Raw genomic sequence first — 20,443 nt, forward strand, 5'->3', positions numbered from 1 at the left:
AAAAGACGGTTCGGCACAGAAGCTGTCGCTGTTTGATGTCGCCTTGCCTCCTTTCTCATCCCTATGCCTGTCGCAGCGATCTCAAGTCCTTGGGTGCAGGAGACTTTTCTCTCGTGGCATGTGAGTCATTCACCGCGCGGACGCGCGGTGGCTGGCTTCCTGTGAGGCCAGTACGGGATGGACGCTGGTGGCAATGGGCAGTCATTCAGCGGATCCATACCGCAAAGGCGACCTACGGGGGAGGAGATCCTTCGAGACCCTGCGGCTTCGCCTTCAGGCACCTATGCCGAAGGCGGCAGATTCGACGAATAAGCGTCGACCCTCGACACTAGCCCCCCGCGACCGCCCGCTCGATCGCCTTGGCGGCCTGCCAGATTTCCTCCATGCGCTCCAGCGTTGCCGCCTCCAGTGTTTCGCCATCTGCTTCAAGCGTTTTCTCGATGTGATTGAATCGACGCCTGAATTTCGTGTTCGTGCCGCGAAGCGCCTGCTCGGGATCGGCCTGTACATGCCGGCCGATATTGGCAATGGCGAAGATCAGGTCGCCGAGTTCATCGCTGACCTTCGCGTGATTGTCCTCCTTGAGTGCGGCACGAAGCTCGCCGATCTCTTCCTCGATCTTGTCGAGGATGGGCTCTGGCGCCGACCAGTCGAAGCCGACCTTTGCTGCGCGTTCCTGCAGTTTCAGCGCTTCTGTGAGCGCGGGGAAGCTCCGCTGCACGGAGCCAAGAAAGCCTGCCTTGAAATCTTCGGAAACGCCGCGCCTTGCGCGCCTTTCGGCACGTTCGTGTTTCTCCGCCTGCTTGATCTCGTCCCACTGCTTCTTGACGCGTTCCGGCGTGTTGGCATCGGATCGCGCGAAGACATGCGGGTGGCGGCGGATCATCTTGCGCGTGATGGCTTCGACGACGTCGCCGAACGTGAATTCGCCGGCTTCCTCGGCCATGCGGGCATGGAAGACGACCTGCAGCAGCAGGTCGCCAAGTTCCTCGCAAAGGTCGTCCATGTCGTTGCGTTCGATCGCATCGGAGACCTCGTAGGCTTCCTCGATCGTATAGGGCTTGATCGTTTCGAAGGTCTGGACGATGTCCCAGGGGCAGCCGGTTTGGGGATCGCGCAGTGCCGCCATGATCTCGATCAGGCGCGAAATATCTTTTGAAGCTTCCATGATATCTCAGTTCAAGGGGATGGCATTGGCGTCTTTGGACGCCTGATAGATGTCGGACAGCGCATCGTAGCGGGCCTTGATGCTGGCGGCCTGCGCTTTCAGACCGGTTTTCAGCGGTTCGTCCTCGGTTTCGATGAGATCGGCGATCGCAAAGCTGTTCCAGAATGCGTTGTGACGGCGGTATCCGCCCGGTTCGAGGCCGAAGACCTCCTTCAGAATCTTCAGATCATGCGGGATGGCAAAGCTGTCGCGCGAATCCTCATGGCTGAAGAAATAATAGAAATTATCGAAACCCGCCCAGGTGATCGCCGACATGCACATGCTGCAGGGCTCGTGCGTCGAGAGAAAGATGAGATCCTTGGTCGAGGGCTTATCGGAGAGTTCGTAAAAGCGCTTCAATGTGTGGACTTCGCCATGCCATAGCGGATTTTCCAGTTCGTTGTTCGTTTCGGCGACGACCAGCGCCAGGTCGGACTTACGCAGGATTGCCGCGCCGAAGACCTTGTTGCCCTCGGAAACGCCGAGCTCGGTGATCGGCAGGATATGCTTCTCGATGACTTCGAGAAGACGGGGAGCAATCGTCTTTTCCCGCATGGTGTTCTCCTGTTTCGTGCAGTTTACCGGTTGCCGCCGGGAAGCGGAATGCATGATCCCGCCGAATCTGCGCATTTGTCACTAACTTATGATGCGCTGCAGCAGCATTTTCAAACGACCGGGCGACTTTTCTCAAATCCTTGAGATGGCGAGCAAAAGAATACGCGCTCAGCGAGGCTTTCGAATTTCTGTTTCTTCAATCCGTTGACCGTAAAAGGCATAGTCGACCAACTTCGAAGTGGAATGATAATGCCTTCCAGCAACGAACAGCTATCGGTGTTTCCCGCATTCTTCCGTGTGGAAGGGCGGATCGCAGCCGTTTTCGGCAATGGAGACGAGGCCTTCGCCAAGGTGCGCCTGCTGCTGAACACGCGCGCCCGCATTGTTGCTTATGCGGACCATCCCGAGGCTGATTATCATTCGTTCCTGATTTCCAATCGAATCGAAACGGTCCGTGGCGCTTTCTCGCCCGAGCAGGTGGACGGTGCGACGCTTGTTTTTGCTGCAACCGGTAATGCTGCCGAAGATCGCGCGGTCGTGGAAGCTGCCCGGGCGGTCAGAGTTCCGGCCAATGCAGTCGACCAGCCGGACTATTGCGATTTCTTCACGCCCGCTCTCGTCAATCGCGCGCCGGTCGCCGTTGCGATCGGCACGGAAGGTGCCGGCCCGGTGCTCGCGCAGATGATCCGTGCGCAGGTCGATCAGTTGCTTTCCCCGTCGCTCGGCCGCCTGGCCGATCTTGCGACGAGCTACCGCAGGACCGTCGAACATCTCGTTCCACGCGGCGTCGCCAGAAGGGTCTTCTGGCGCCGTTTCTTCTCTGGTCGCGTGGCGGACGCCGTTGCAAACGGCAATCTTCCCGAAGCGCGGCGTGCCGCAAACGGCCTCCTGCGCTCGGCGGAAAAGGTTGACGGTCGCGTCTGGCTCGTCGGTGCCGGTCCTGGAGCCGAAGATCTGCTGACGTTGCGCGCCCAGCGCGTGATGATGGAAGCCGACGTCATCGTTTTCGATGCGCTGGTGCCGCAGGCGATCGTCGATATGGGCCGCCGCGATGCCGAGCGCCTTTCGGTCGGCAAGCGCAAGGGTTGCCATTCGAAATCGCAGGAAGAGATCAACGATCTGCTTGTCCAGCTTGGACGCCAGGGCAAGCGCGTCGTGCGCCTGAAATCCGGCGATCCGCTGGTCTATGGCCGGGCAGGGGAAGAGATGGCGGCGCTGCGTGCCGCGGGCATCGGCTACGAGGTCGTTCCGGGCATCACTTCCGCTTTCGCCGCCGCAGCCGATTTCGAGCTGCCGCTGACGCTACGCGGCGTTGCCTCGTCGCTGGTCTTCACGACCGGGCATGATCTGACCGGCGACGTGCTGCCCGATTGGGCAAGCCTTGCCGTGTCCGGCGCGACGATCGCCGTCTATATGGGACGTACTGTCGCAGCTTCGGTCTCCGAGCGGCTGATGAGCGCTGGGCTTCCCGCCGAGACGACCGTTGCCGTCGTCGAGAATGCCAGCCGTGCGGACCGTCGCCTACTGCACGGCATTCTGCGCGATCTTCCCGACTTGCAGCATCGTGACGAGTTGACCGGACCGGTCATGGTCATTATCGGCGATGCCGTCGCAGGCGCCAATTTCGAACTGTCCGAGCCACTGGTGCGCCATGAGGCCACCGCGCCGGAATTTGCAAGGAGCTGAACATGGTCGACAAGGTTCTGACCGCCAACAGGCTGACGGACGGCGTGGCGGTCTGGCTTAACGCCGGCGGCGAATGGGTAACCTCGCTGCAGGATGCGCTCATCGCCCGCCATGCCGAGGCCGTGACGGCTTTGGAAGAGATCGGCAAGAAATCCTATGCCGACAACAAGGTCGTTGACGTTGCCGTCATCGAAGTTCAGGAAACCAACGGAGTTCTATGGCCGCTCCGCCTCCGCGAGCGCATCCGCGCCCAGGGCCCGACCATGGAATATGCGCCGGGCTACAAGCCGGCCGATCCCGAATTCATTGCAGTCTGAGGAAGCTGATGTACCGTTACGACGAATTTGACCACGCCTTTGTCGCCGAGCGCGTCGAGCAGTTTCGCGACCAGGTCCAGCGCCGTCTGTCCGGTGAGCTTGCCGAGGATGCGTTCAAGCCGCTGCGCCTGATGAACGGCGTCTATTTGCAGCTCCATGCCTATATGCTGCGCATCGCCATCCCCTACGGCACGCTCTCCTCGCGCCAGATGCGCATGCTCGCTCATATCGCCCGCACCTACGACCGCGGCTACGGTCACTTCACGACCCGCCAGAACCTGCAGTTCAACTGGCCGAAGCTCTCCGACATGCCGGACGTGCTTGCCGAACTTGCGACGGTCGAGATGCATGCCATGCAGACCTCCGGCAACTGCATTCGCAACGTCACGGCGGATCATTTCGCCGGTGCCGCGGCGGACGAAGTCGCCGATCCGCGTCCCTATGCGGAAATCCTGCGCCAGTGGTCGTCCGTGCATCCGGAATTCTCCTTCCTGCCGCGCAAGTTCAAGATCGCCGTCACCGGCGCCGAGCGCGACCGCGCTGCGATCCAGGTCCACGATATCGGCCTGCATCTGAAGAAGAACGACAAGGGCGAGATCGGCTTTGCCGTTTACGTCGGCGGCGGCCAGGGCCGCACGCCAATGGTCGCCAAGCTGATCCGCGACTTCCTACCGGAAGAGGACCTGCTGTCCTACACGACCGCGATCATGCGCGTTTACAATCTGCACGGCCGCCGCGACAACAAGTACAAGGCGCGCATCAAGATCCTCGTGCACGAGACCGGTGCCGAAGAACTGGCGCGCCAGGTCGAGGTTGAGTTCGTGCAGCTCAAGGATACCGAGCTCAAGCTGCCGGAGAAGGACGTCCAGGCGATCGCCGCCTATTTCGCGCCGCCCGTGCTGCCGGAACGCGCCGAAGGCTGGGAGAACCTTGCCCGCTGGAAGAGGGCCGATCCGGCATTTGCCCGCTGGGTGCAGCAGAACGTAGCGCCCCACAAGAACCCCGATTACGGCATGGTAACGATCTCGCTGAAGCCGATCGGGGGCATCCCGGGTGATGCCTCTGACGCGCAGATGGATGCTGTTGCCGACATCGCGGAGGAATATGCCTTCGACGAAATTCGCGTGAGCCACGAACAGAACCTCATCCTGCCGCATGTGGCGCTGGGCGATCTGGAAGCCGTCTATCGCGGCCTGGTCGCGGCCGATCTCGAAACTGCCAATGCCGGCCTCATCACGGATATTATTGCCTGTCCGGGGCTGGACTATTGCGCGCTCGCCAATGCGCGCTCCATTCCGGTTGCGCAGGAGATTTCCAAGCGATTTGGCGATCCGGCCCGTCAGGCGGAGATCGGCGAACTGAAGATCAAGATTTCAGGCTGCATCAACGCCTGCGGGCATCACCATGTCGGCCATATTGGCCTGCTCGGCGTCGAGAAGAAGGGTGCCGAACTCTATCAGATCACGCTTGGCGGTTCCGGCGACGAACACACCTCGATCGGCGAGATCATCGGCCGCGGCTTCGAACCGGACAAGGTGACGGACGCAATCGAGACGATCGTCGATACCTATCTCGGCATCCGCCGGGACCCGTCTGAAACCTTCCTTGCAGCCTATCGCCGCGTCGGACCGCAGCCTTTCAAGGACGCGCTCTATGGCGCGGCCGCGGAAGCGGCATAAGGAGGGGATGATGACGAAGATTTGGAGAGAAACCGGTTTTGTCGCCAACGATCCCTGGGTGATCGAGAGCGATGAGGTGAAAGCGACCGAAGATCAGAAGCCTCTGCTCGGCCTCGACGAGCTGATCGCCATGGCCGGAGAGAGCAACGATGTCGGGCTTGGTGTGCTCATCAAGCCCGCCGACGACGTCCGCAAGCTCGAGCCTTACCTCGATCGCCTCGATATCGTCGCCGTTGCTTTTCCGGCATTCAGCGACGGCCGTGCCTTCAGCCATGCTTCGCTGCTGCGCGAGCGACTGGGTTATGCCAACGAATTGCGGGCGGTAGGCGATGTGCTAATCGACCAGATCCCGTTGATGCTGCGCGTCGGGATCGACAGCTTCGCCGTGACCAATGAAACGGCGCTCAAGCGCCTTTCCGAAAACCGGCTGCCCGGAATTCCCCATCATTATCAGCCGGCTGTGCGTGACGCGGAGGTCGGCAAGGGCTATAGTTGGCGCCGTCAGGCGAAGCCGGCGGCATAATGCCGGCTCGCCGTCTCTGATGACGGAAGCGATGCAATGAAACATTTCGAAGTGGCGGTGATCGGTGGCGGTCTTGCCGGCATGGTGGCCGCGATCGCGCTCGCCCGCGGCGGCCGCAGCGTGGCGCTGATTGCCCCTCCCGCCGCGACCGAGGACCGGCGCACGACGGCGCTTATGGATCAGTCGATCCGCTTCCTTGATCGCCTGGCGCTCTGGGAAAAGCTGAAGTCCGAGACCGCGCCGCTGAAAAGCATGCGCATCATCGACGGCACACGTCGCCTGCTGCGTGCACCAACCACGACGTTCCGCTCCGTCGAAGTCGGGCTCGACGCCTTCGGCTACAACTTCCCGAACAAGGGTTTGACCGACGTGCTCGAGGCGGCGGTCGCCATCGAAGGCAATATCACGCGCTTCACTGCTTTTGCTGACAGCATTGATATCGGCGAGAATGCCGTTTCCATTATGCTGGCGGGCGGCGAGATGCTGTCTGCAGATTTTGCTGCCGGCGCCGACGGTCGCAAATCGAAGCTTAGGGAAAAAGCCGGCATTGGCGCGCGCAACTGGTCCTATCCGCAGTCGGCCATGGTGCTGAATTTCAGCCATTCGCTGCCGCACGAAAACACCTCGACGGAATTTCACACCGAATGCGGCCCCTTTACCCAGGTGCCCTTGCGCGGCAATCGCTCTAGCCTCGTCTGGGTACAGAATCCGTCGGATGCCGCCGCCGGACTCGAATTGTCGCTTGCCGAATTGAGCAATGTCGTCGAAGAGCGGATGCAGTCGCTGCTCGGCAAGGTGAGCGTCGAGGAAGGCGTCCAGATTTGGCCGCTTTCGGGCATGATGGCGCACCGCTTCGGCAAGGGCCGGATGGCGCTGATCGGAGAAGCCGCGCACGTCTTCCCGCCGATCGGAGCACAAGGCCTCAATCTCAGCCTGCGCGATATCATGGCGTTGACGGATATTCTCTGCGACCGGGCCGAACTGCCGATACCAGCTGATTCGGGCGATCGGTTTGACCGCAGGCGCCGCGCCGACATCATGACGCGAACGGTCAGCGTCGATTTGCTGAACCGCTCGCTTCTCTCGGGTTTCCTGCCGGTGCAGATGCTGCGCGCCGCGGGCCTCCACATCCTGTCGGCGTTTCCACCGCTACGCAGCGTCGTCATGCGCGAAGGCATCGAGCCGGGTCGGGGATTGCGGGATATTCCGACTGCCTTGCGGGAAAAATTCAGCCGGAAGAAAGGCTGATCTGATCGCGATCGGAACGGCGGCTTACTCTTTGCAAGGCAGGCTATGATGTGCTGCCTTTAGCCAATCCGCATCAAGATCGGAAAGGTCTGCTGGAACCAGATGGCAGTATCGCTGACGAAACCGAAGATGAAGGCGAGCCCCGTGAGCACGAGGAAGCCTCCCATGATCTTTTCGATCGTGCCGAGATGGCGGCGGAAGCGCGCCAGAAAATTCATGAAGGCACCGGAAAAGCCGGCGGCGATCCAGAAGGGAATAGCGAGGCCGAGCGAATAGACGGCGAGAAGCCCCGCGCCGGCGCCGACGGTCTCGCGCGATGCTGCAACCCCCAAAATGGCGCCGAGCACCGGCCCGATGCAGGGCGTCCAGCCGAAGGCGAAGGCAAGTCCCATGATATAGGCGCCGGTCAGCGTCGCCGGCTTTCCGCCGCTCTGGAAACGGGCCTCGCGCGCGAAAAGCCCGATTCGGAAGACGCCGAGGAAGTTTAGCCCCATGAGGATGATGATGAGGCCGCCGATCTTTGCCAGTAGATCCAGATGCTGGCGCAGCATCATTCCGATGCTGGAAGCGCCGGCGCCGAGCGCGACGAAGACCGTGGCGAACCCGAGCGTGAAGAACAGCGCCGAAAACAGCACCCCGCGCCGGACATCGGGCGCAACCGCGACAGCATTGCCGCCCCGGAACTGCTCGACGGATATGCCCGCCATGTAGCAGAGATAGGGCGGAACGAGGGGAAGCACGCAGGGGGAGAGAAAGGAGAGGGCACCCGCAAGCAGGGCGCTCAACAGGGAAATATCGGCAATCGACACGCATTCTCTCCGTCTGAATCTGGCGGATGTTTAGCGCCGCAACCCACCGAATGCCAATCACCTTTTCGAGCCCCGGCAAGAAATATGCCTAACGCGGCGAAAAAGGGAGATTTTTCGGTTGACCGCAATAGGTCGCCTGCATATGTTCCGCGCACTTCCGGCCGGGGCTGTTTTTGGGTTCAAGGCGTCAAGGGAGAGCGTAGCTCAGCTGGTAGAGCAACTGACTTTTAATCAGTAGGTCATGGGTTCGAGCCCCATCGCTCTCACCAAAAAACATTAATAAAAGCAATAAGTTACTGCTTCATAGCTGAAACGATTTCGACCGACGAATCGCCTTGGGGGAAAATCTCGGGGAAAGTTGGCTTCCCGTTTCCCCGGCAATCTGGCATCCTTGCGGCCATGCCAGCGCCATCGAAAGCCCGACTTCGCCCGACCCTCGTGCCGAATCCCTACTTCTCCCGCGCTCATCCGGCCGATTCAGCAAACCCGCGCAAAATTGCGGCTGTCGTCAACATCCGTGAAAGCGCAATAACCACGCTCGCCTCGCGCGGTGTACTCGATGCCGCCCAGGTTGCCGCTGCTGATCGGGTCCGCGCCCTCTTTGAGGCGATGGGTGGGAAGGGCGCAAGCGCCATCGACTACGGCCGCGAACATGTCGACGGCGGCAAGGTCCGGGACCCGATCACCGAACGGCAAGTGAATTCCGGCAAGGAACTCGCCCGATGCCGGGCACTGCTCGGAGCGCGGCTTTATGGGCTCGTGTCTGCGGTGTGCGGCGAAGGCTATTCGCTGACTGAGCTCCTGGTGAGCAAGCGCGAGCGGCTGACGGCGGCCGACATGCTCCGCATGGGGCTGGACGACCTCGCCGGGCTGTGGGGCATTGCGACCCGCCGCTGATGCCCCGGTCGTGGCGGCGATGTCAGCGGCGAAGCTATCCACCGGATATCAAATTGCCGATTACTCGGAGCACAATGCCCGTAGTGCACGAGGCCGGACGACGCAGAAGTCGTGAATATCTTGACGTACTCGCCACTGACGCGATTAATCGTCATTAGGTAGCTATATGTCTCCACAGCAGCGTGCTTACACTCGAACATCAATTCAGTATCGCTGACCTTTGCTGTTAGCGTATTTTCCCGGCATCCCGCCTGAACCGTGTAAGTGCTTGAACCGTCAGGTTGGGTGTCGATCACAACGACATCTGTGCCAGTGATTGCAGAAGCAGCGCCCTTCTCATCGACGGTTTTGGTAAGCTTGCAGACGATGAAAGTCTGATCGGCCCATGCGTTAGATACGAGAAGCGACGCAGCAAGTGCCACTCCTATAAACCGTCTTCTTGGAAGTTTACGGTCCGCGCCTTACAAGGAAAACTCTTGCTTGCGGCAAGTATGAGGGCATCGGTTCTGCGATGAGATCAGAATGGTCAGCAAGAAACTCCCCGAACGCTTCCTTCTGGCCGACTTCGTTCTGCTCCTCACGCCAACCCCAATCATCAAACATAACGACGGCCTGATTGTGGATGTGGGGCTCAGAAAAGTTCAGAGCATCCTTAGACGCAGAGTAGATATCGCAGTCAATCATGATGAGACTTGCCTTCTCGATTGCATGATGCCGGCGGGTCTCTTCCGTGAGCGTATCCTTGAACCACCCCTTCACGAGAGTGATCCGCCCAAGGTCGACCTGCTGACGTTTGAGATAATTCCGAGTTGCCTGAATGGTTGAGTGAAATTCACCTTTGGCCCAGCCCTCCTTGTCGGCCTCCACTGGCAGTCCCTCGAAGGAGTCGAACCCGATGAGGCGCATATGGTTTAGACCCGCGTCACGTAGAGTTCTGTACGTGCAGGCCAGCGAGGTTCCTCGGCTGACCCCGAATTCGAGATAGTCTCCTAGACGCTCGGAAGGCTCTAGTTCTTGAAGCTTCGCAACGGCTTGGCGAACGCAGTCACAGAAAGCGTCCTCGGGCACCAAGGGCCACCAGGGTGTCCAGCCTCTTGCCCGGAGCGCCCGCCACGTTTGGCGCGCTGGCCTCTCCAGACCGACGACGCGAGCTACGCTTCTGAAAAGCTCTCTCATAGCACACCCCTCTCTTTTAAAGACAGATTTCATAATGGGACCAACATACGTGAGAATACAACTGAGAAACCAAAATTTCTTCACGTCAAAGTGCAGTCGCTTATCGGTCGTGCTTGACGAAATGGGAATTAAATCCTATTTTGTTCTCATGCCAACCTACAGCGAGCTCATTGAATACTATGGCTAAACGGCAAATTGCTTCTGATCATTTCCAGTCATTCGCCGTGCTTCAGTTCTGCCTTTGCCGCGGCGGCCTCGACAGTCAACTCCTTGACCTTTGCGGCAGTGAAGATTTCCCGGCCTCGACGCGCCGGGCAATGAGAGCCTGAATGTCCGGTTCGGCTTTGGCGACTTCAAGTAAACCGGCCTCCGAAATGTTGGCTAGAATAGCCAACAAATCGGCGTCTATTCCCTGCCAAATCTGAATAGCTTTATAGGCCGACCGCACCTGAATTTGAGGTAATCTCGTGCCTAACCAGCCGGTGAACCCGCCTTCATCGCGCCGGTATTTGAAAAGCTCTTGGGCGGTGGCCAGCTCCCGCCCTATTTCGAAAATGGCATCAAGCTGAATCCGCTCCACGTTCTGAGCGTGGTGTCCAAGCTGTTGGTCGACGGCGGCGGTGAAGGTATCGTCGTCTAACTCGGGTAAATACGAAGCATGCTTCGCATCTCTTATATTGTCACTTTCGGCAATTGCTCTAAGCATTTGCGCCGTTCTCGGCCCGAACGGCAAGTCATTCTTTTACGGAAATCCCAAATGAAAACAGGCATCCGCAAGGATGCCCGTCATTCAAGATCAATGAAGAACGGCGACCTTACACCTTGCCCTTCTTCGCTAGCAGTCGGCGGCATCGAATGCACCTTTGGCACCCGCCTCGTTGGCATGGAACATGACGACGGTGACGCCAATTTGGGCGGTCGGTGCATACATGGGCGTGCTGAACGACGAGCCGCTATAGCTTCCATAAGCTGTGTTGCCGTAGACCGTGGCTTGCCCGAAACCGCTTGTATTAGTGTTCATACCCACGAAACGCGACCCCTGCGCCGTTTGAGCCTGTTCAAGCCTAAAATGGGTATATCCACGCTTTAGGGTAGCCTCTGCCGCCTTCTTCATCGTGATCGCCCCCGCTGCGCTGGTGAAAATCAACCCGCTTGCGTTTGTATCGAGCCGTCCACATCGATCCAGCACTCGTGACCACCATGCCTTTGCGGTAGGGCAGTGCGCGCTGCCACGTGCCGCAATATTTGATGCCGCTGGCTTCCAATGCGTCGAGGCGGCCCTTGTGCTCAAGCAGAACGGACTTCAGCGCGTCGAGTAATTGGTAGGCCTCGCCCTTCGTCATCGGCTTCGTGAGCGCGTCGACCCCGAATTGTTTCATCATCTCGTCGGTCAAAGACATGCCGTATCTCCCGGTTCAGGCCCACTCGATGCCAGTCACCTGGGCGATTGCGTTATCGCGAAGACGCTCGGCGGCGAATGCGACCAGGGCCTGGACGGCGACGCTATTTGTTTGAAACATCGAGACGAGGTTCGTGCCGGCTCCGGTGGTGCTGTCCTGTACAAGCGCAGCGTCCAGCATTTCGATTGTCGACTTAGATGCTGACACTGGCAAAGCAGGCGAAATGCCGATCGGGCCGAACCTTGTGCTCGAGACCTCTGCAGGCAACTACCAGCCGTTCGTCTTATTCGATCGCGCACTGTCCGCTGCCGAGACAAAGCCGCTGGCGGCCGCCCTGAAGCGTGCCACAGGCTCAGACCATGGCACAGCCGATGTCGCCCAACGACAACAGCCCGCGCAAGGTGCGGCAGCCACGCTATCGCGGTACGCTTCCGGCGCTCCGCTGGCTCTTCGACAATTATCCGGCGTTGGCACCAGCGATGGCCGCTGCCTTGCCAAAACCCGCGAGCAACTGGTCTGCAGAGATTGCCGACAACCGACAAGAAATTCCCCCTACGATCGGCGAGTTGATGACGGCTGTAGAGGGCGCCGAGCAAAAGATCGAACAAGACGAAAAGACTGGCGAGCGCATCTCATTCGGCCCACTCAAGTTCTTGCGTGGGCGGTTGGTCGAATGGGCGGTGACCAAAAAGGGTCACAAACTTCGACCGGTAGATCGGGTTGCTCCGGGGAGTTCCACCAAAACCTCGCAGCGCAATCCTGGCCGCTACCTGTCTACGAAGGCTACGACACCGTCACCTTTCGAAGCCGCACCACTCGCCAGGAATATGTCTGACCGGCCCGTGCTGCCGCCGATGCTGGATCCGCTTACCGATGTCGAGGAAGGTCGACGGCTGCTGCGCAGTCTGTGCATCGATGGTGCTGTGTCGTTCGAGAAGCTGCCTGTCGGCGCAATGAAGTGTGAGGATGCGGTAGCTAAGGGCGCAGTTTTTCTGGGCGGCATGTCAAACCCCAAGGGAAACACGTCCAGCGGCGCTCCAGCTTGGGAGACGCCCGAGGTTCAAACAAGGCGAAGCGGCAGCCGTGATCGAAGAAGTTGCCGGTCGAGGCACACTCAAATCAATCGGCATCCGGCTTGGATACGCCGAAGAATACGCTGACCGGGCTGGTAAGGCTGCGCTAGTTGAAGCTGCCAGAACTCTGACAGCGGCGAACAATAACGAGAAAGTTGCAGCCCATGTGCCCAAACGTGGCGCATTGTGACGTATAGGTATGAAAGAGGCCGCCATTGCGCATCCGTTTGGGGCGCTGCCGATCCGCGGACGTATTAACTCGCGTTGATCGCCGGGACTGTCCCGAACCCTACCGCCACCGCGGCTCTCGTGTTGCGTTGTGCAGCAGTTCGCTGGCGGACGCGAATGGTCCAAACAATTGTAGCAGTCGAGCCTCTTCCTCCTCCTTAAGTCGGCGCCGTTTGGAAAAATCCTTGACCGACCAAACACGGGTCGTGGCTCCGGTGCCGATGTTATTCGGTTCCACTCGCTGCATACGTTACTCCTCCCATACAGTTGGGGAGACCTATACCAAAGTATAATTTAGAAAGAAATAAAATAAGTCGTGTTGGCGCCTTTTTTGCGCCGTTCAGCCATTACCTGGCGCGCCTCCTCCGCGAACGAAAGGTGATCGTGCGGCAGGCTGAGGTCCGGAACTGATAAACCGGGCGCCTCCCTGCCGCTTTTGCTATTTGATCTTTTCTGCCGCCTTATTCGCGGCCTCACGATCAGATCCGTGCTTCTTGATAATTGCCTCAGCCTTATCCCGGCTGATGCCGTGCTTCTTGGCGAAGTAGCTAACCTCGTAAGGTTCGCCGCCAGCGACCTTGTTGCGGTCTGCGGCTCCACGCTTGCTCTTGTCGTCTGCCATAGCTGGCCTCCTTCCACTGCAGGTGCTGAACGTATGACGGAATCCAAGGTTCCGGATCGGCGCTCAGCGGAGGCCAAAGTCTGGCATCGTCTTTACGATACAGCAGAGTGGAAACGACTGCGCCAATACCAGTTGGCAATGGAACCTCTTTGTCGTTTCTGCCTGATCACGGGAAGAGGTGACCGAGGCGACGATCGTCGACCACATCAAAGCTCACAGGGCAGCGGCGAATTTTTCTTCGATCCGTCGAACCTGCAGTCATTGTGCAAACATCATCACGATAGTGCGAAGAAGATGATTGATCACGGCAAGATGGTCGTGACCTATGGCCTCGATGGTTATCCAATTGAGATGGGGTAGCGGCTTCGCCTTCGTCCTCGGCATCGCAGGCGCGTACATGGGGGTACGGCGAGACGGGCGTTCGGGCACGGTGAGGCCGCTGGGGGCTGCCGACGCTTCAGTTGGATGATGCGGAGCGCAGGAGCGGAGTAGCTCTTGTGGAGTTACTGGTCCGTGCTGGATTGACCTCCTCGAAGGGGGAGGCGAAGGGCGATCTCGGGGCGCGGTGTGCGGGTCAACGAACGTCCGAGAAAGACCTTGCTTTATCAGACCCCAGCGGAGAGGTTTGCAGAGTGTGTTGCAGCGACCGTTGAACTCGCCACTCAAAGCGACACCAATGATCGATATCAAAGGAAATGAGACGATGGGCGGAGCCGCGCCACAGAGTTCGCCCGCGGTCGATATTGGAACGGGGTCAGTTAATTTATTTGTTTCGCCAGCGTGAGGGCGAATGGCCTTTGTGAGCGCGGAACAACCGCGCAAAATGGCTCGGACTCTCGATCCCGCAGAGCGCGGCGACCTCGATGATAGGCAGGTCCGTTTCCCTCAAAAGACGAGCTGCACGGTCCATGCGGCGGCGGGATATCACTTCCAAAGGCGTTTGGCCTGTTGCTCCGCGAAAAGTCCGGAAGAAGTGCCCCTCCGAGATGCCAAGTGGGAGTGACAGGTCAGAGATCGAAATCGGTTCTGCCAGCCTTGCATCAATTCTCTCGTAGGTGTCACGAAGTTGTCGTCTCGTTAGAGCGTTCTTTACCGACGTCCCGCGCTGACCGCGTCCTGCAACTCTGTTCGAGAGGTACTCGGAAAGAGCAAGAGCCATCGTCGAGCAGTAGGTCACATCCAGATTGCCTTCACGATGATAGAGGCCGCACATCTGCGCCGTCATGCCATAAATGAAGTCGTCGCGATCAACGAGGAATGACTTGGCGTTACGGAGCTTTGGGCTTCCCACAACCGGATCGATGGCAATCGCACCCCATTCCCATGCGACGTCGCGGAGCACAAGCTCGCGATTGCAGCCTGCAGGCAGAAAGGAAACCATGCCCTTCACGTCGCGGCCCTCATAGCGAAATCCGTCGTCGGTTCGAAATGCATGATGCGCTGCGCCGCCATTCAGCGTCACCATGACCAGATGGAAGTCTGGTGCTATCTTGCCTTCGACTTCTCCTGTCTGCCCCCGCCGCGCGGTTTCGAAACGACCGCCCGGCCACTCTATTCGCAGATGATCCTGAGGCGGCTGGGTCAATTGCCAGCCTTCGATCCTGGTCTTCTGTTGCATCGACGCCCCGCTCCAGCCATACGCCTGCAAGGCACATCTTGCAGGTGAGATGCTGAACGATACGACTGGTTGCGGGCGTATGCATTTAGGAAATCGTAGGTCTTCAACCCCGGCTGTTCAAAAGTGCGTGAGGGTTGAGTGCTTGAAAGGTTTTCGTGGCTCGCGGCAGGTGAAGCTACGATTTCAGGTCGTAGGCGCACCGGAAGCCGATGTAGGCGACATAGAAGTCGGCAGACTTCCACTGCATGGCTTCTTCCCGCATCTTGTCTGGGCCGTACCACCACGAGCCGCCAGCCGTGATCGCGTTGTCACCGTTGCGGTCGGCGAGCCATTCCCACACGTTGCCACCCATGTCGTAAAGGCCGTTCACGCCCTGGCGAGTGGTTCCCGTCGAGGCATGCTGAAGCCAAGGATCGCTACCGTTCGTATTCGCCCCTTCAGGAGTATCTCCCGTCGGATAGGAATACGTTTTCCCGACTACGAAGCCCGCCGCCGATCCACTACCATATTCACGATAGGCGGCACGCTGCCACTCGGCGCGAGCCGGCAGTCGGCCGCCGACTGATGCGCAATAGTCACGTGCCTCATACCAACTCACATGTACGGCAGGTTCGGCCACTTCTTGCGGTGCTTTGCCGAACGGCCTGCGAAACGACCAGCCTGGACGACGTTCCCATCCGCTTCCCCATTCGTGACCGCCACCATTGCGTTCAGCAGCCGTCCTCAGCTTAGTCGCGTTAGCGAAGACGGCGAAATCGGCGATAGTGACCTCGCTCCTGTCGATAGCGAAACCTTCAATCGTGACACGGTCGCTCCCGGCCATTGCGGCGGCCGGAAGCGCAATAAGGATGAGTGTCAGGTACGTTGGGGCGGTTGCGGGAAAGGCCATGTGACGACGCCACCATATTTTTTTCCAGGATAAGGAGGCTGTTTAAGCGCGTCCGCGACGCCTGTCAGCCCGGCATAATAATCCACCATGCGTTCACGCATCGCCCGGTCGGGCAGGTCGCCGTAGAGCGCGCCCATGTTGTCGACGACGTGCTGTGGCTGGCTGGTCGCGGGGATAACATTTGTGACGGCCGGATGGGAGATGATCCATTTCAGGAAATACTGCGCCCAGGTCTCGATACCCATCTCCTGGGCAAAGTCTGGAACTGGTTGTCCCGCCACAGGCGTAAAGAGCCGCGCCTTTTCGAACGGGATGTTGACCTGGACGGCTACACCGTTGGCGGCGCAGGCATCGAGCAACCGTTGTTCGGCGGCACGCGTCAGGATCGTATAGGCGACCTGGACGAAATCCAGCGTGCCCGTGTTCACCAGACGCTCCATGGTGTCATAGTATTCCGGGCTCCACTGCGTGATCCCGATATAGCGTACAGACCCCTCGGCCTTTTTCTGCGCCAGCCAGTGACGGACCTGGTCGTGATTTTCGAGACTGTGAACCTGCAGCACATCGATCCGATCCCGCCACAGCCTTTCCCGCGACTGCCTGAGCTGCCGTTCCGAATGGCTGTTGTCGGAAAGATAGTCGCCGGTGGTCCAGGTCTTATTGGTGATGAAGATGTCGTCGGCGATGTCAAGATCGATGATGAAATCGCCGACGCACACTTCAGACATTCCATAAAGTGGCGATGTGTCGATGACCCTTCCACCATGTTCATGGAACAGCCGGATTACCTCGCCCACATGGTCGCGCGGTTCGCCTGGGCGGATGTCGAAGGTCTCGAATGTGCCGAGGCCGACCGCCGGGATCATCTCCCCCGTTCTCGGGATCGGCCGCATGATCGGAGCACGGCCCGATTGTTGAGCGACGGCCTGTCGCATAGAGATGGCCGAAGCGAACATCGATGTTGCGGCAACTGCCGCCACGCCGGTCAAAAACGTCCGGCGTTTCGTTGCGAGTCCTGAGGTCATTCCAAAAAATCCCTGTTGTGACGACAGGGACGTTAACCGGCAGAGTGCCGCCGCGCGCGCTCGATCCTCACCATTTGCTCGATTCTGATCATTTTCTGCGCTTCGTGGCGTTCAAATACCATGCACATCTGAATTTGCCTCAATGACCGCTGCTGGCGGGCGCGAAGCGGAAGCGGCTCCTTGGCAGCTTCCGGGCCCGTTGCAGTCATCGCCACAATCAACGGTTAATACACCGGGTGCAATGTCCTACGGCCGGAGAGATGGTTTTGGCAATGAGGTCATGTCCAGAAATTTAGTCGGGCTGATCGCAGGTCCACTTGCATTGCTCGTCCTCGTCCTGGGCTTCTTGTTCTTCGGGACTTGGGGTGCAGTAATCGGCTTTTTCGTTCTCGCTGCCGCAGTGGTGTTTGGGTGTTTGTGCCGTTATTCGCGCTAGGAACATCTATCGCACCCGCACGTTGGTCGGCTGATCAATGAGAGTTATGAAGCTGGAACCCGTAGCCGCTCCAGGCGGCGGGGTGTGAACCCTTGCTCTATTCGATCTTGCGCTGAGCGCGGACGCGCGGCTTTACGGACTGCGGCTGATGGAAACATCCGACGGAAGGCGCTTCACATACGCTGCGGGCCGGGAAGGTGCATGACACGCTTTACGAAAGGGCAAAGTGGCGCCGGGGAGCGCCGTAGGCAGCGAACGAAAATCACTCCGCAGCGAAAGTTGCTGCATAGCGGCTCGAATCTCGTTCGATAGCATCCAGAGAGTTCATCAAGTCGACAAAGTCACAGGCCTCGGCCCAAGACATGCCACTCACCTTCACGTCACCAAGCGTGGCAGGCTCCATCGTGAGCCCATCCACAACAAGCCACTTGTCATCGACTTCATGTCGAAGATTGAAACGTCGCATCGCAAAGTCTCCAAACGGTGAACCGCGGTACCATATTTTAGGAGGGATGAATATGAGAAAGTTAACAGCTATTAACGATAACATTGCGACCAGCAATGCCACCGGCGTAGCACGGTGCGCACCAATTCCGGGAAAAATCCGGTTACAAATACAAAACGAATTCAGAGGCCGCTATCGAGCAGCCCTCTCCAAGGGAAACGAAGCAGGACGCGCCCGTACCCATGTCGCACGGATTACCGCCACTTCGGTGCCCGTTTGGCGTTGTGCATGAGTTCGCATGCAGTCGCGAATGGACCAAACAGCTGAAGTAGTCTCGTTTCTTCTTCCTCGTCCAATCGATGTCGCGCGCAGAACTCGGTCACCGACCAGACCTTCGTTGCCATATCGGAATCTGCATTTTCCGGCTCAACGCGTTCCATGGAAATCCTCCCGCTCCTAATGCGAGAACACTACTAAAGTCTAATTTAGAATCAAATGAAATAACAATGCAGGCGGGATATTTGTTGCGCTCCAATGCCATCCCCTCGCGCGCCTCAATCCAAGGCCGGCATGCAGGAGCACACCGCTCAATTGCTTCGCGCGGGTAACCGCATCGACGGCCTGCATGAGCGGCTTGACAGGGCGTTAGAGCGGATAACAAGAACGACGCGCAGTTGACGGCGCGTTCTCGGGCGTCCAGTCGGTGATGACACCCTGCTATACTGGCCGTCTCATGGCATCGTTGGTTAATGCCGACCGCCGCTGGCCGCGTTCCCAGTCCGCCATTGGCGACTTCGGCACGGTCTTCGAACTAGCCGACATCGTCTCGACCGCCCGCGACAGCAATGTATTCAAGGCTGACTACGGCGTCGGCGACGGTCTGCATATCAATTGGGCGAACGGCACGGCTAAGGTGGCAATCTTGACCGCGTTCAAGACATTCGTTCAGGCGATGGGATATCCAACGATATGACCGAATAGGCGTCGTGCCGACCTAAAAATTACATCACTTAGCGAAGGTTGAGGGCCGTGAAGGAACTCTACACCAGCGCGGGTCAATGAGAAATGCATGCAGGGGTCGAAGCCGGAACTGTTTTCCTCAACTAGATCCATCTCCCAGGCCTCACTGAGACCCGGCAAGTTGGCGTCCAGTTCCTCAGAGTCGGACACAGGATATCGCGCCCATGCCTCAACGGTCAGAAGTGCATTTCGGATTTGTGTCATGCAAGTATCGCAAGTCCCAGAAAGTTGATTAGCCAAGCAAGAAATACTCAACATACTTGACCTTTATTGTCGAGTGACTTGGAAGTGACACATGGATTATTTTTGGGGGGCGGGGGTAGCAAGGCGATGAAAAAAATGACCAGCCAGCAAATCATGTACACAGTGCTGTTCTTCTTTTGCGTGTTCGGCTTGCTCTTCGGTGCCTGGAAAAGTACTTGGACAGCAAGCTAACGGCGGAACGAAAAGAGACTGAGAAGGTTGCGGAAGCCCTTGCGGCACATAGGCTGCATACGGCTGAGCAGTATGTCTCCAAGCGGGGACTTCGACAAACCACAGATCAAATCATGGACGCGATGCGGACCGGCTAAGAAGCAGCAGAATTGCTGACAGTCGGGCCTGCCGTCGAGTGGACCTTTTACATTTCCGGATCCGAGAACTGTAATGGCGGAGACCCAGCCGCGGGCCTCCTGTAGCCCGATTGCCAGGTCTCCTGCCGTAGCGGGGAGGGGTGTTCTACGGCCCGATAACGTTGATCGGCTTTCGTTGAGTCGGTCCATTTCAATGAACCGGTAAGGATAATAGCCGGTTAATATCCACCGTATGCGTTTCGATCCGAGGCATCATTCAAAGGAGTCTCCCACACCAACCGACGGCGAGTGTTTCGCTATGCGCCGCGGAGGGCATGGCACCTCTCTCGACGATTCGAGCCTTTCGTCTGTCGCTTTTCGGGCTTCAGCAAGCTTCCCAACGGCCCTGAGCGCCCTAACTTCCGGGTTGTATAAAGGAGGTTGCCATGGCCGACTCTGCCAATCAGACGGTGCCGACGCGCAGAGTGTTGCGCGGCCGGCCTTACAGCATAAGCGAATTCGCCCGGAAATACCGTTTGGATGAAAAGGAGGCCAAGCGGCTCTATGAAAAATTCGGACCGTCGGCGACCGAACTCGATCTCCTGATGGCCGCCAAGCGCAAGCCGCCGAGGCTGCCCCTGGATTTCGACGCCTGATGAGAATACGCACTGGGGGCTGCCTTTGCGGCGCCGTCCGATATGAAGTGAAGGGCGAGCCGCTTCGTGCCGGGCTATGCCACTGTGCGGACTGCCGGAAAGAGAGCGGCTCGGCCTTCGTCACGTTCGCCGTATGGCCCCTCGCGGCATTCGAGCATTCCGGTTCGGTCGCGATATATGAAGGCCGCAGCTTCTGTCCCGCATGCGGCGGTCGGCTGTTCTGTCTTACCGAGAAGGAGGCGGAGCTCCGGCTTGGATCTCTCGATGATGCGCCGATGGAAATCGAGCCGCTCTACGAGGTGTGGATCAAACGCCGCGAAAGCTGGCTGCATCCGCTGCAGGGGACCGACCAGTATCAAGAAGATGCCGGCTAAAGCGGACTT

Annotated in this window: 26 protein-coding genes and 1 tRNA gene; 12 read left to right on the forward strand and 15 right to left on the reverse strand. The window is 58.7% G+C overall.

Going from position 1 to position 20,443, the window contains the following annotated elements; translation table 11 throughout:
• Nucleotides 1-328 precede the first annotated feature (328 nt).
• Both mazG and ISN39_RS07750 read right to left on the reverse strand, forming a co-directional pair.
• Complete coding sequence (gene mazG / locus ISN39_RS07745; protein ID WP_194729657.1) at nt 329-1,168, reverse strand: nucleoside triphosphate pyrophosphohydrolase; 840 nt, start codon at nt 1,166-1,168, stop codon at nt 329-331.
• Between the two features lie 6 nt (nt 1,169-1,174).
• Nucleotides 1,175-1,762, reverse strand: a complete 588-nt coding sequence (locus ISN39_RS07750) for a nucleoside deaminase (protein ID WP_074068030.1) — start codon at nt 1,760-1,762, stop codon at nt 1,175-1,177.
• Nucleotides 1,763-2,011: 249 nt separating this feature from the next.
• Between ISN39_RS07750 and cysG the strand changes: the two genes are divergently transcribed.
• The 5 genes from cysG to ISN39_RS07775 are packed head-to-tail and all read left to right on the forward strand — an operon-like array spanning nt 2,012 to nt 7,215.
• Entirely contained in the window at nt 2,012-3,448 is a 1,437-nt protein-coding gene (gene cysG, locus ISN39_RS07755; protein WP_194729658.1) for a siroheme synthase CysG, read from the forward strand.
• Between the two features lie 2 nt (nt 3,449-3,450).
• A complete protein-coding gene (locus ISN39_RS07760) occupies nt 3,451-3,765 on the forward strand; it encodes a DUF2849 domain-containing protein (RefSeq protein WP_194729659.1) in 315 nt (104 codons plus the stop codon).
• Between the two features lie 8 nt (nt 3,766-3,773).
• On the forward strand, nt 3,774-5,444 hold the full coding sequence (locus ISN39_RS07765) for a nitrite/sulfite reductase (protein WP_194729660.1): 1,671 nt from the start codon (nt 3,774-3,776) through the stop codon (nt 5,442-5,444).
• A gap of 10 nt (nt 5,445-5,454) precedes the next feature.
• Nucleotides 5,455-5,967: a DUF934 domain-containing protein gene (locus tag ISN39_RS07770; RefSeq protein WP_194729661.1), complete on the forward strand. Its 513-nt coding sequence runs from the start codon at nt 5,455-5,457 to the stop codon at nt 5,965-5,967.
• A gap of 36 nt (nt 5,968-6,003) precedes the next feature.
• Nucleotides 6,004-7,215: a UbiH/UbiF family hydroxylase gene (locus tag ISN39_RS07775; RefSeq protein ID WP_194729662.1), complete on the forward strand. Its 1,212-nt coding sequence runs from the start codon at nt 6,004-6,006 to the stop codon at nt 7,213-7,215.
• A gap of 59 nt (nt 7,216-7,274) precedes the next feature.
• On the opposite strand, the gene ISN39_RS07780 is transcribed toward ISN39_RS07775, so the two are convergent.
• Nucleotides 7,275-8,024, reverse strand: coding sequence for a cytochrome c biogenesis CcdA family protein (locus ISN39_RS07780; RefSeq protein WP_194729663.1), 750 nt, complete (start codon nt 8,022-8,024; stop codon nt 7,275-7,277).
• Nucleotides 8,025-8,217: 193 nt separating this feature from the next.
• Between ISN39_RS07780 and ISN39_RS07785 the strand changes: the two genes are divergently transcribed.
• A tRNA-Lys gene (locus tag ISN39_RS07785) sits at nt 8,218-8,293 on the forward strand.
• 130 nt (nt 8,294-8,423) lie between these two features.
• Nucleotides 8,424-8,921, forward strand: coding sequence for a hypothetical protein (locus ISN39_RS07790; RefSeq protein WP_194729664.1), 498 nt, complete (start codon nt 8,424-8,426; stop codon nt 8,919-8,921).
• 447 nt (nt 8,922-9,368) lie between these two features.
• Here ISN39_RS07790 and ISN39_RS07795 read toward each other — a convergent pair whose 3' ends face one another.
• The 5 genes from ISN39_RS07795 to ISN39_RS07815 form a co-directional block, all read right to left on the reverse strand.
• Entirely contained in the window at nt 9,369-10,130 is a 762-nt protein-coding gene (locus tag ISN39_RS07795) for a TylF/MycF/NovP-related O-methyltransferase (protein WP_348651970.1), read from the reverse strand.
• 229 nt (nt 10,131-10,359) lie between these two features.
• Nucleotides 10,360-10,803, reverse strand: a complete 444-nt coding sequence (locus ISN39_RS07800) for a hypothetical protein (RefSeq protein WP_194729666.1) — start codon at nt 10,801-10,803, stop codon at nt 10,360-10,362.
• A gap of 129 nt (nt 10,804-10,932) precedes the next feature.
• On the reverse strand, nt 10,933-11,124 hold the full coding sequence (locus tag ISN39_RS36180; protein ID WP_246763305.1) for a hypothetical protein: 192 nt from the start codon (nt 11,122-11,124) through the stop codon (nt 10,933-10,935).
• Between the two features lie 37 nt (nt 11,125-11,161).
• The gene (locus ISN39_RS07810; protein ID WP_194729667.1) at nt 11,162-11,497 is read right to left on the reverse strand and encodes a hypothetical protein; all 336 of its coding nucleotides are present in this window, start codon (nt 11,495-11,497) and stop codon (nt 11,162-11,164) included.
• Between the two features lie 15 nt (nt 11,498-11,512).
• The gene (locus ISN39_RS07815; protein WP_194729668.1) at nt 11,513-11,677 is read right to left on the reverse strand and encodes a hypothetical protein; all 165 of its coding nucleotides are present in this window, start codon (nt 11,675-11,677) and stop codon (nt 11,513-11,515) included.
• Between the two features lie 179 nt (nt 11,678-11,856).
• Between ISN39_RS07815 and ISN39_RS07825 the strand changes: the two genes are divergently transcribed.
• A complete protein-coding gene (locus ISN39_RS07825; protein ID WP_194730284.1) occupies nt 11,857-12,657 on the forward strand; it encodes a hypothetical protein in 801 nt (266 codons plus the stop codon).
• A gap of 202 nt (nt 12,658-12,859) precedes the next feature.
• On the opposite strand, the gene ISN39_RS36185 is transcribed toward ISN39_RS07825, so the two are convergent.
• Both ISN39_RS36185 and ISN39_RS07835 read right to left on the reverse strand, forming a co-directional pair.
• Complete coding sequence (locus ISN39_RS36185; protein WP_074068045.1) at nt 12,860-13,045, reverse strand: hypothetical protein; 186 nt, start codon at nt 13,043-13,045, stop codon at nt 12,860-12,862.
• 192 nt (nt 13,046-13,237) lie between these two features.
• Nucleotides 13,238-13,420: a DUF3606 domain-containing protein gene (locus tag ISN39_RS07835; RefSeq protein ID WP_074068047.1), complete on the reverse strand. Its 183-nt coding sequence runs from the start codon at nt 13,418-13,420 to the stop codon at nt 13,238-13,240.
• A 33-nt stretch (nt 13,421-13,453) separates the two neighbouring features.
• On the opposite strand from ISN39_RS07835, the gene ISN39_RS07840 reads away from it, so the two are divergent.
• A complete protein-coding gene (locus ISN39_RS07840; protein WP_246763306.1) occupies nt 13,454-13,780 on the forward strand; it encodes an HNH endonuclease in 327 nt (108 codons plus the stop codon).
• A gap of 403 nt (nt 13,781-14,183) precedes the next feature.
• Here the strand turns inward: ISN39_RS07840 and ISN39_RS07845 are convergent, their stop codons facing one another.
• The 5 genes from ISN39_RS07845 to ISN39_RS36190 form a co-directional block, all read right to left on the reverse strand.
• Nucleotides 14,184-15,038, reverse strand: coding sequence for an AraC family transcriptional regulator (locus ISN39_RS07845; protein WP_074068052.1), 855 nt, complete (start codon nt 15,036-15,038; stop codon nt 14,184-14,186).
• Between the two features lie 175 nt (nt 15,039-15,213).
• The gene (locus tag ISN39_RS07850; RefSeq protein ID WP_194729670.1) at nt 15,214-15,927 is read right to left on the reverse strand and encodes a formylglycine-generating enzyme family protein; all 714 of its coding nucleotides are present in this window, start codon (nt 15,925-15,927) and stop codon (nt 15,214-15,216) included.
• A complete protein-coding gene (locus ISN39_RS07855) occupies nt 15,894-16,952 on the reverse strand; it encodes an aldo/keto reductase (RefSeq protein WP_246763307.1) in 1,059 nt (352 codons plus the stop codon). Before ISN39_RS07855 ends, ISN39_RS07850 begins: the two co-directional genes overlap by 34 nt.
• Before the next feature lie 698 nt (nt 16,953-17,650).
• A complete protein-coding gene (locus tag ISN39_RS07860) occupies nt 17,651-17,854 on the reverse strand; it encodes a hypothetical protein (protein ID WP_074068058.1) in 204 nt (67 codons plus the stop codon).
• 233 nt (nt 17,855-18,087) lie between these two features.
• On the reverse strand, nt 18,088-18,273 hold the full coding sequence (locus ISN39_RS36190) for a hypothetical protein (RefSeq protein WP_246763308.1): 186 nt from the start codon (nt 18,271-18,273) through the stop codon (nt 18,088-18,090).
• Between the two features lie 293 nt (nt 18,274-18,566).
• Here ISN39_RS36190 and ISN39_RS07865 point away from each other — a divergent pair, with 293 nt between their 5' ends.
• From ISN39_RS07865 to ISN39_RS07875, 3 genes are all read left to right on the forward strand, one after another.
• The gene (locus ISN39_RS07865; protein WP_194729671.1) at nt 18,567-18,806 is read left to right on the forward strand and encodes a hypothetical protein; all 240 of its coding nucleotides are present in this window, start codon (nt 18,567-18,569) and stop codon (nt 18,804-18,806) included.
• A 1,044-nt stretch (nt 18,807-19,850) separates the two neighbouring features.
• A complete protein-coding gene (locus ISN39_RS07870) occupies nt 19,851-20,060 on the forward strand; it encodes a hypothetical protein (RefSeq protein WP_074068060.1) in 210 nt (69 codons plus the stop codon).
• Nucleotides 20,060-20,434 carry a GFA family protein gene (locus tag ISN39_RS07875; RefSeq protein WP_194729672.1) on the forward strand — a complete coding sequence of 125 codons (375 nt, stop codon included), beginning with the start codon at nt 20,060-20,062 and terminating at the stop codon, nt 20,432-20,434. Before ISN39_RS07870 ends, ISN39_RS07875 begins: the two co-directional genes overlap by 1 nt.
• Nucleotides 20,435-20,443 lie beyond the last annotated feature (9 nt).

The sequence above is a fragment of the Rhizobium sp. 007 genome (genome assembly GCF_015353075.1).
Lineage (GTDB): Bacteria > Pseudomonadota > Alphaproteobacteria > Rhizobiales > Rhizobiaceae > Rhizobium.

Coding starts and splice junctions, on each gene's coding strand:
- ISN39_RS07760 (WP_194729659.1), top strand. CDS start 3,451: ATGGTCGACAAGGTTCTGACCGCCAACAGGCTGACGGACGGCGTGGCG.
- ISN39_RS36190 (WP_246763308.1), bottom strand. CDS start 18,273: ATGGAACGCGTTGAGCCGGAAAATGCAGATTCCGATATGGCAACGAAG.
- ISN39_RS36185 (WP_074068045.1), bottom strand. CDS start 13,045: ATGCAGCGAGTGGAACCGAATAACATCGGCACCGGAGCCACGACCCGT.
- ISN39_RS07750 (WP_074068030.1), bottom strand. CDS start 1,762: ATGCGGGAAAAGACGATTGCTCCCCGTCTTCTCGAAGTCATCGAGAAG.
- ISN39_RS07860 (WP_074068058.1), bottom strand. CDS start 17,854: ATGCGACGTTTCAATCTTCGACATGAAGTCGATGACAAGTGGCTTGTT.
- ISN39_RS07815 (WP_194729668.1), bottom strand. CDS start 11,677: ATGCTGGACGCTGCGCTTGTACAGGACAGCACCACCGGAGCCGGCACG.
- cysG (WP_194729658.1), top strand. CDS start 2,012: ATGCCTTCCAGCAACGAACAGCTATCGGTGTTTCCCGCATTCTTCCGT.
- ISN39_RS07775 (WP_194729662.1), top strand. CDS start 6,004: ATGAAACATTTCGAAGTGGCGGTGATCGGTGGCGGTCTTGCCGGCATG.
- ISN39_RS07800 (WP_194729666.1), bottom strand. CDS start 10,803: ATGCTTAGAGCAATTGCCGAAAGTGACAATATAAGAGATGCGAAGCAT.
- mazG (WP_194729657.1), bottom strand. CDS start 1,168: ATGGAAGCTTCAAAAGATATTTCGCGCCTGATCGAGATCATGGCGGCA.
- ISN39_RS07855 (WP_246763307.1), bottom strand. CDS start 16,952: ATGACCTCAGGACTCGCAACGAAACGCCGGACGTTTTTGACCGGCGTG.
- ISN39_RS07770 (WP_194729661.1), top strand. CDS start 5,455: ATGACGAAGATTTGGAGAGAAACCGGTTTTGTCGCCAACGATCCCTGG.
- ISN39_RS07790 (WP_194729664.1), top strand. CDS start 8,424: ATGCCAGCGCCATCGAAAGCCCGACTTCGCCCGACCCTCGTGCCGAAT.
- ISN39_RS07840 (WP_246763306.1), top strand. CDS start 13,454: ATGACGGAATCCAAGGTTCCGGATCGGCGCTCAGCGGAGGCCAAAGTC.
- ISN39_RS07875 (WP_194729672.1), top strand. CDS start 20,060: ATGAGAATACGCACTGGGGGCTGCCTTTGCGGCGCCGTCCGATATGAA.
- ISN39_RS07850 (WP_194729670.1), bottom strand. CDS start 15,927: ATGGCCTTTCCCGCAACCGCCCCAACGTACCTGACACTCATCCTTATT.
- ISN39_RS07865 (WP_194729671.1), top strand. CDS start 18,567: ATGGCATCGTTGGTTAATGCCGACCGCCGCTGGCCGCGTTCCCAGTCC.
- ISN39_RS07825 (WP_194730284.1), top strand. CDS start 11,857: ATGGCACAGCCGATGTCGCCCAACGACAACAGCCCGCGCAAGGTGCGG.
- ISN39_RS07795 (WP_348651970.1), bottom strand. CDS start 10,130: ATGAAATCTGTCTTTAAAAGAGAGGGGTGTGCTATGAGAGAGCTTTTC.
- ISN39_RS07845 (WP_074068052.1), bottom strand. CDS start 15,038: ATGCAACAGAAGACCAGGATCGAAGGCTGGCAATTGACCCAGCCGCCT.
- ISN39_RS07765 (WP_194729660.1), top strand. CDS start 3,774: ATGTACCGTTACGACGAATTTGACCACGCCTTTGTCGCCGAGCGCGTC.
- ISN39_RS07835 (WP_074068047.1), bottom strand. CDS start 13,420: ATGGCAGACGACAAGAGCAAGCGTGGAGCCGCAGACCGCAACAAGGTC.
- ISN39_RS07810 (WP_194729667.1), bottom strand. CDS start 11,497: ATGTCTTTGACCGACGAGATGATGAAACAATTCGGGGTCGACGCGCTC.
- ISN39_RS07870 (WP_074068060.1), top strand. CDS start 19,851: ATGGCCGACTCTGCCAATCAGACGGTGCCGACGCGCAGAGTGTTGCGC.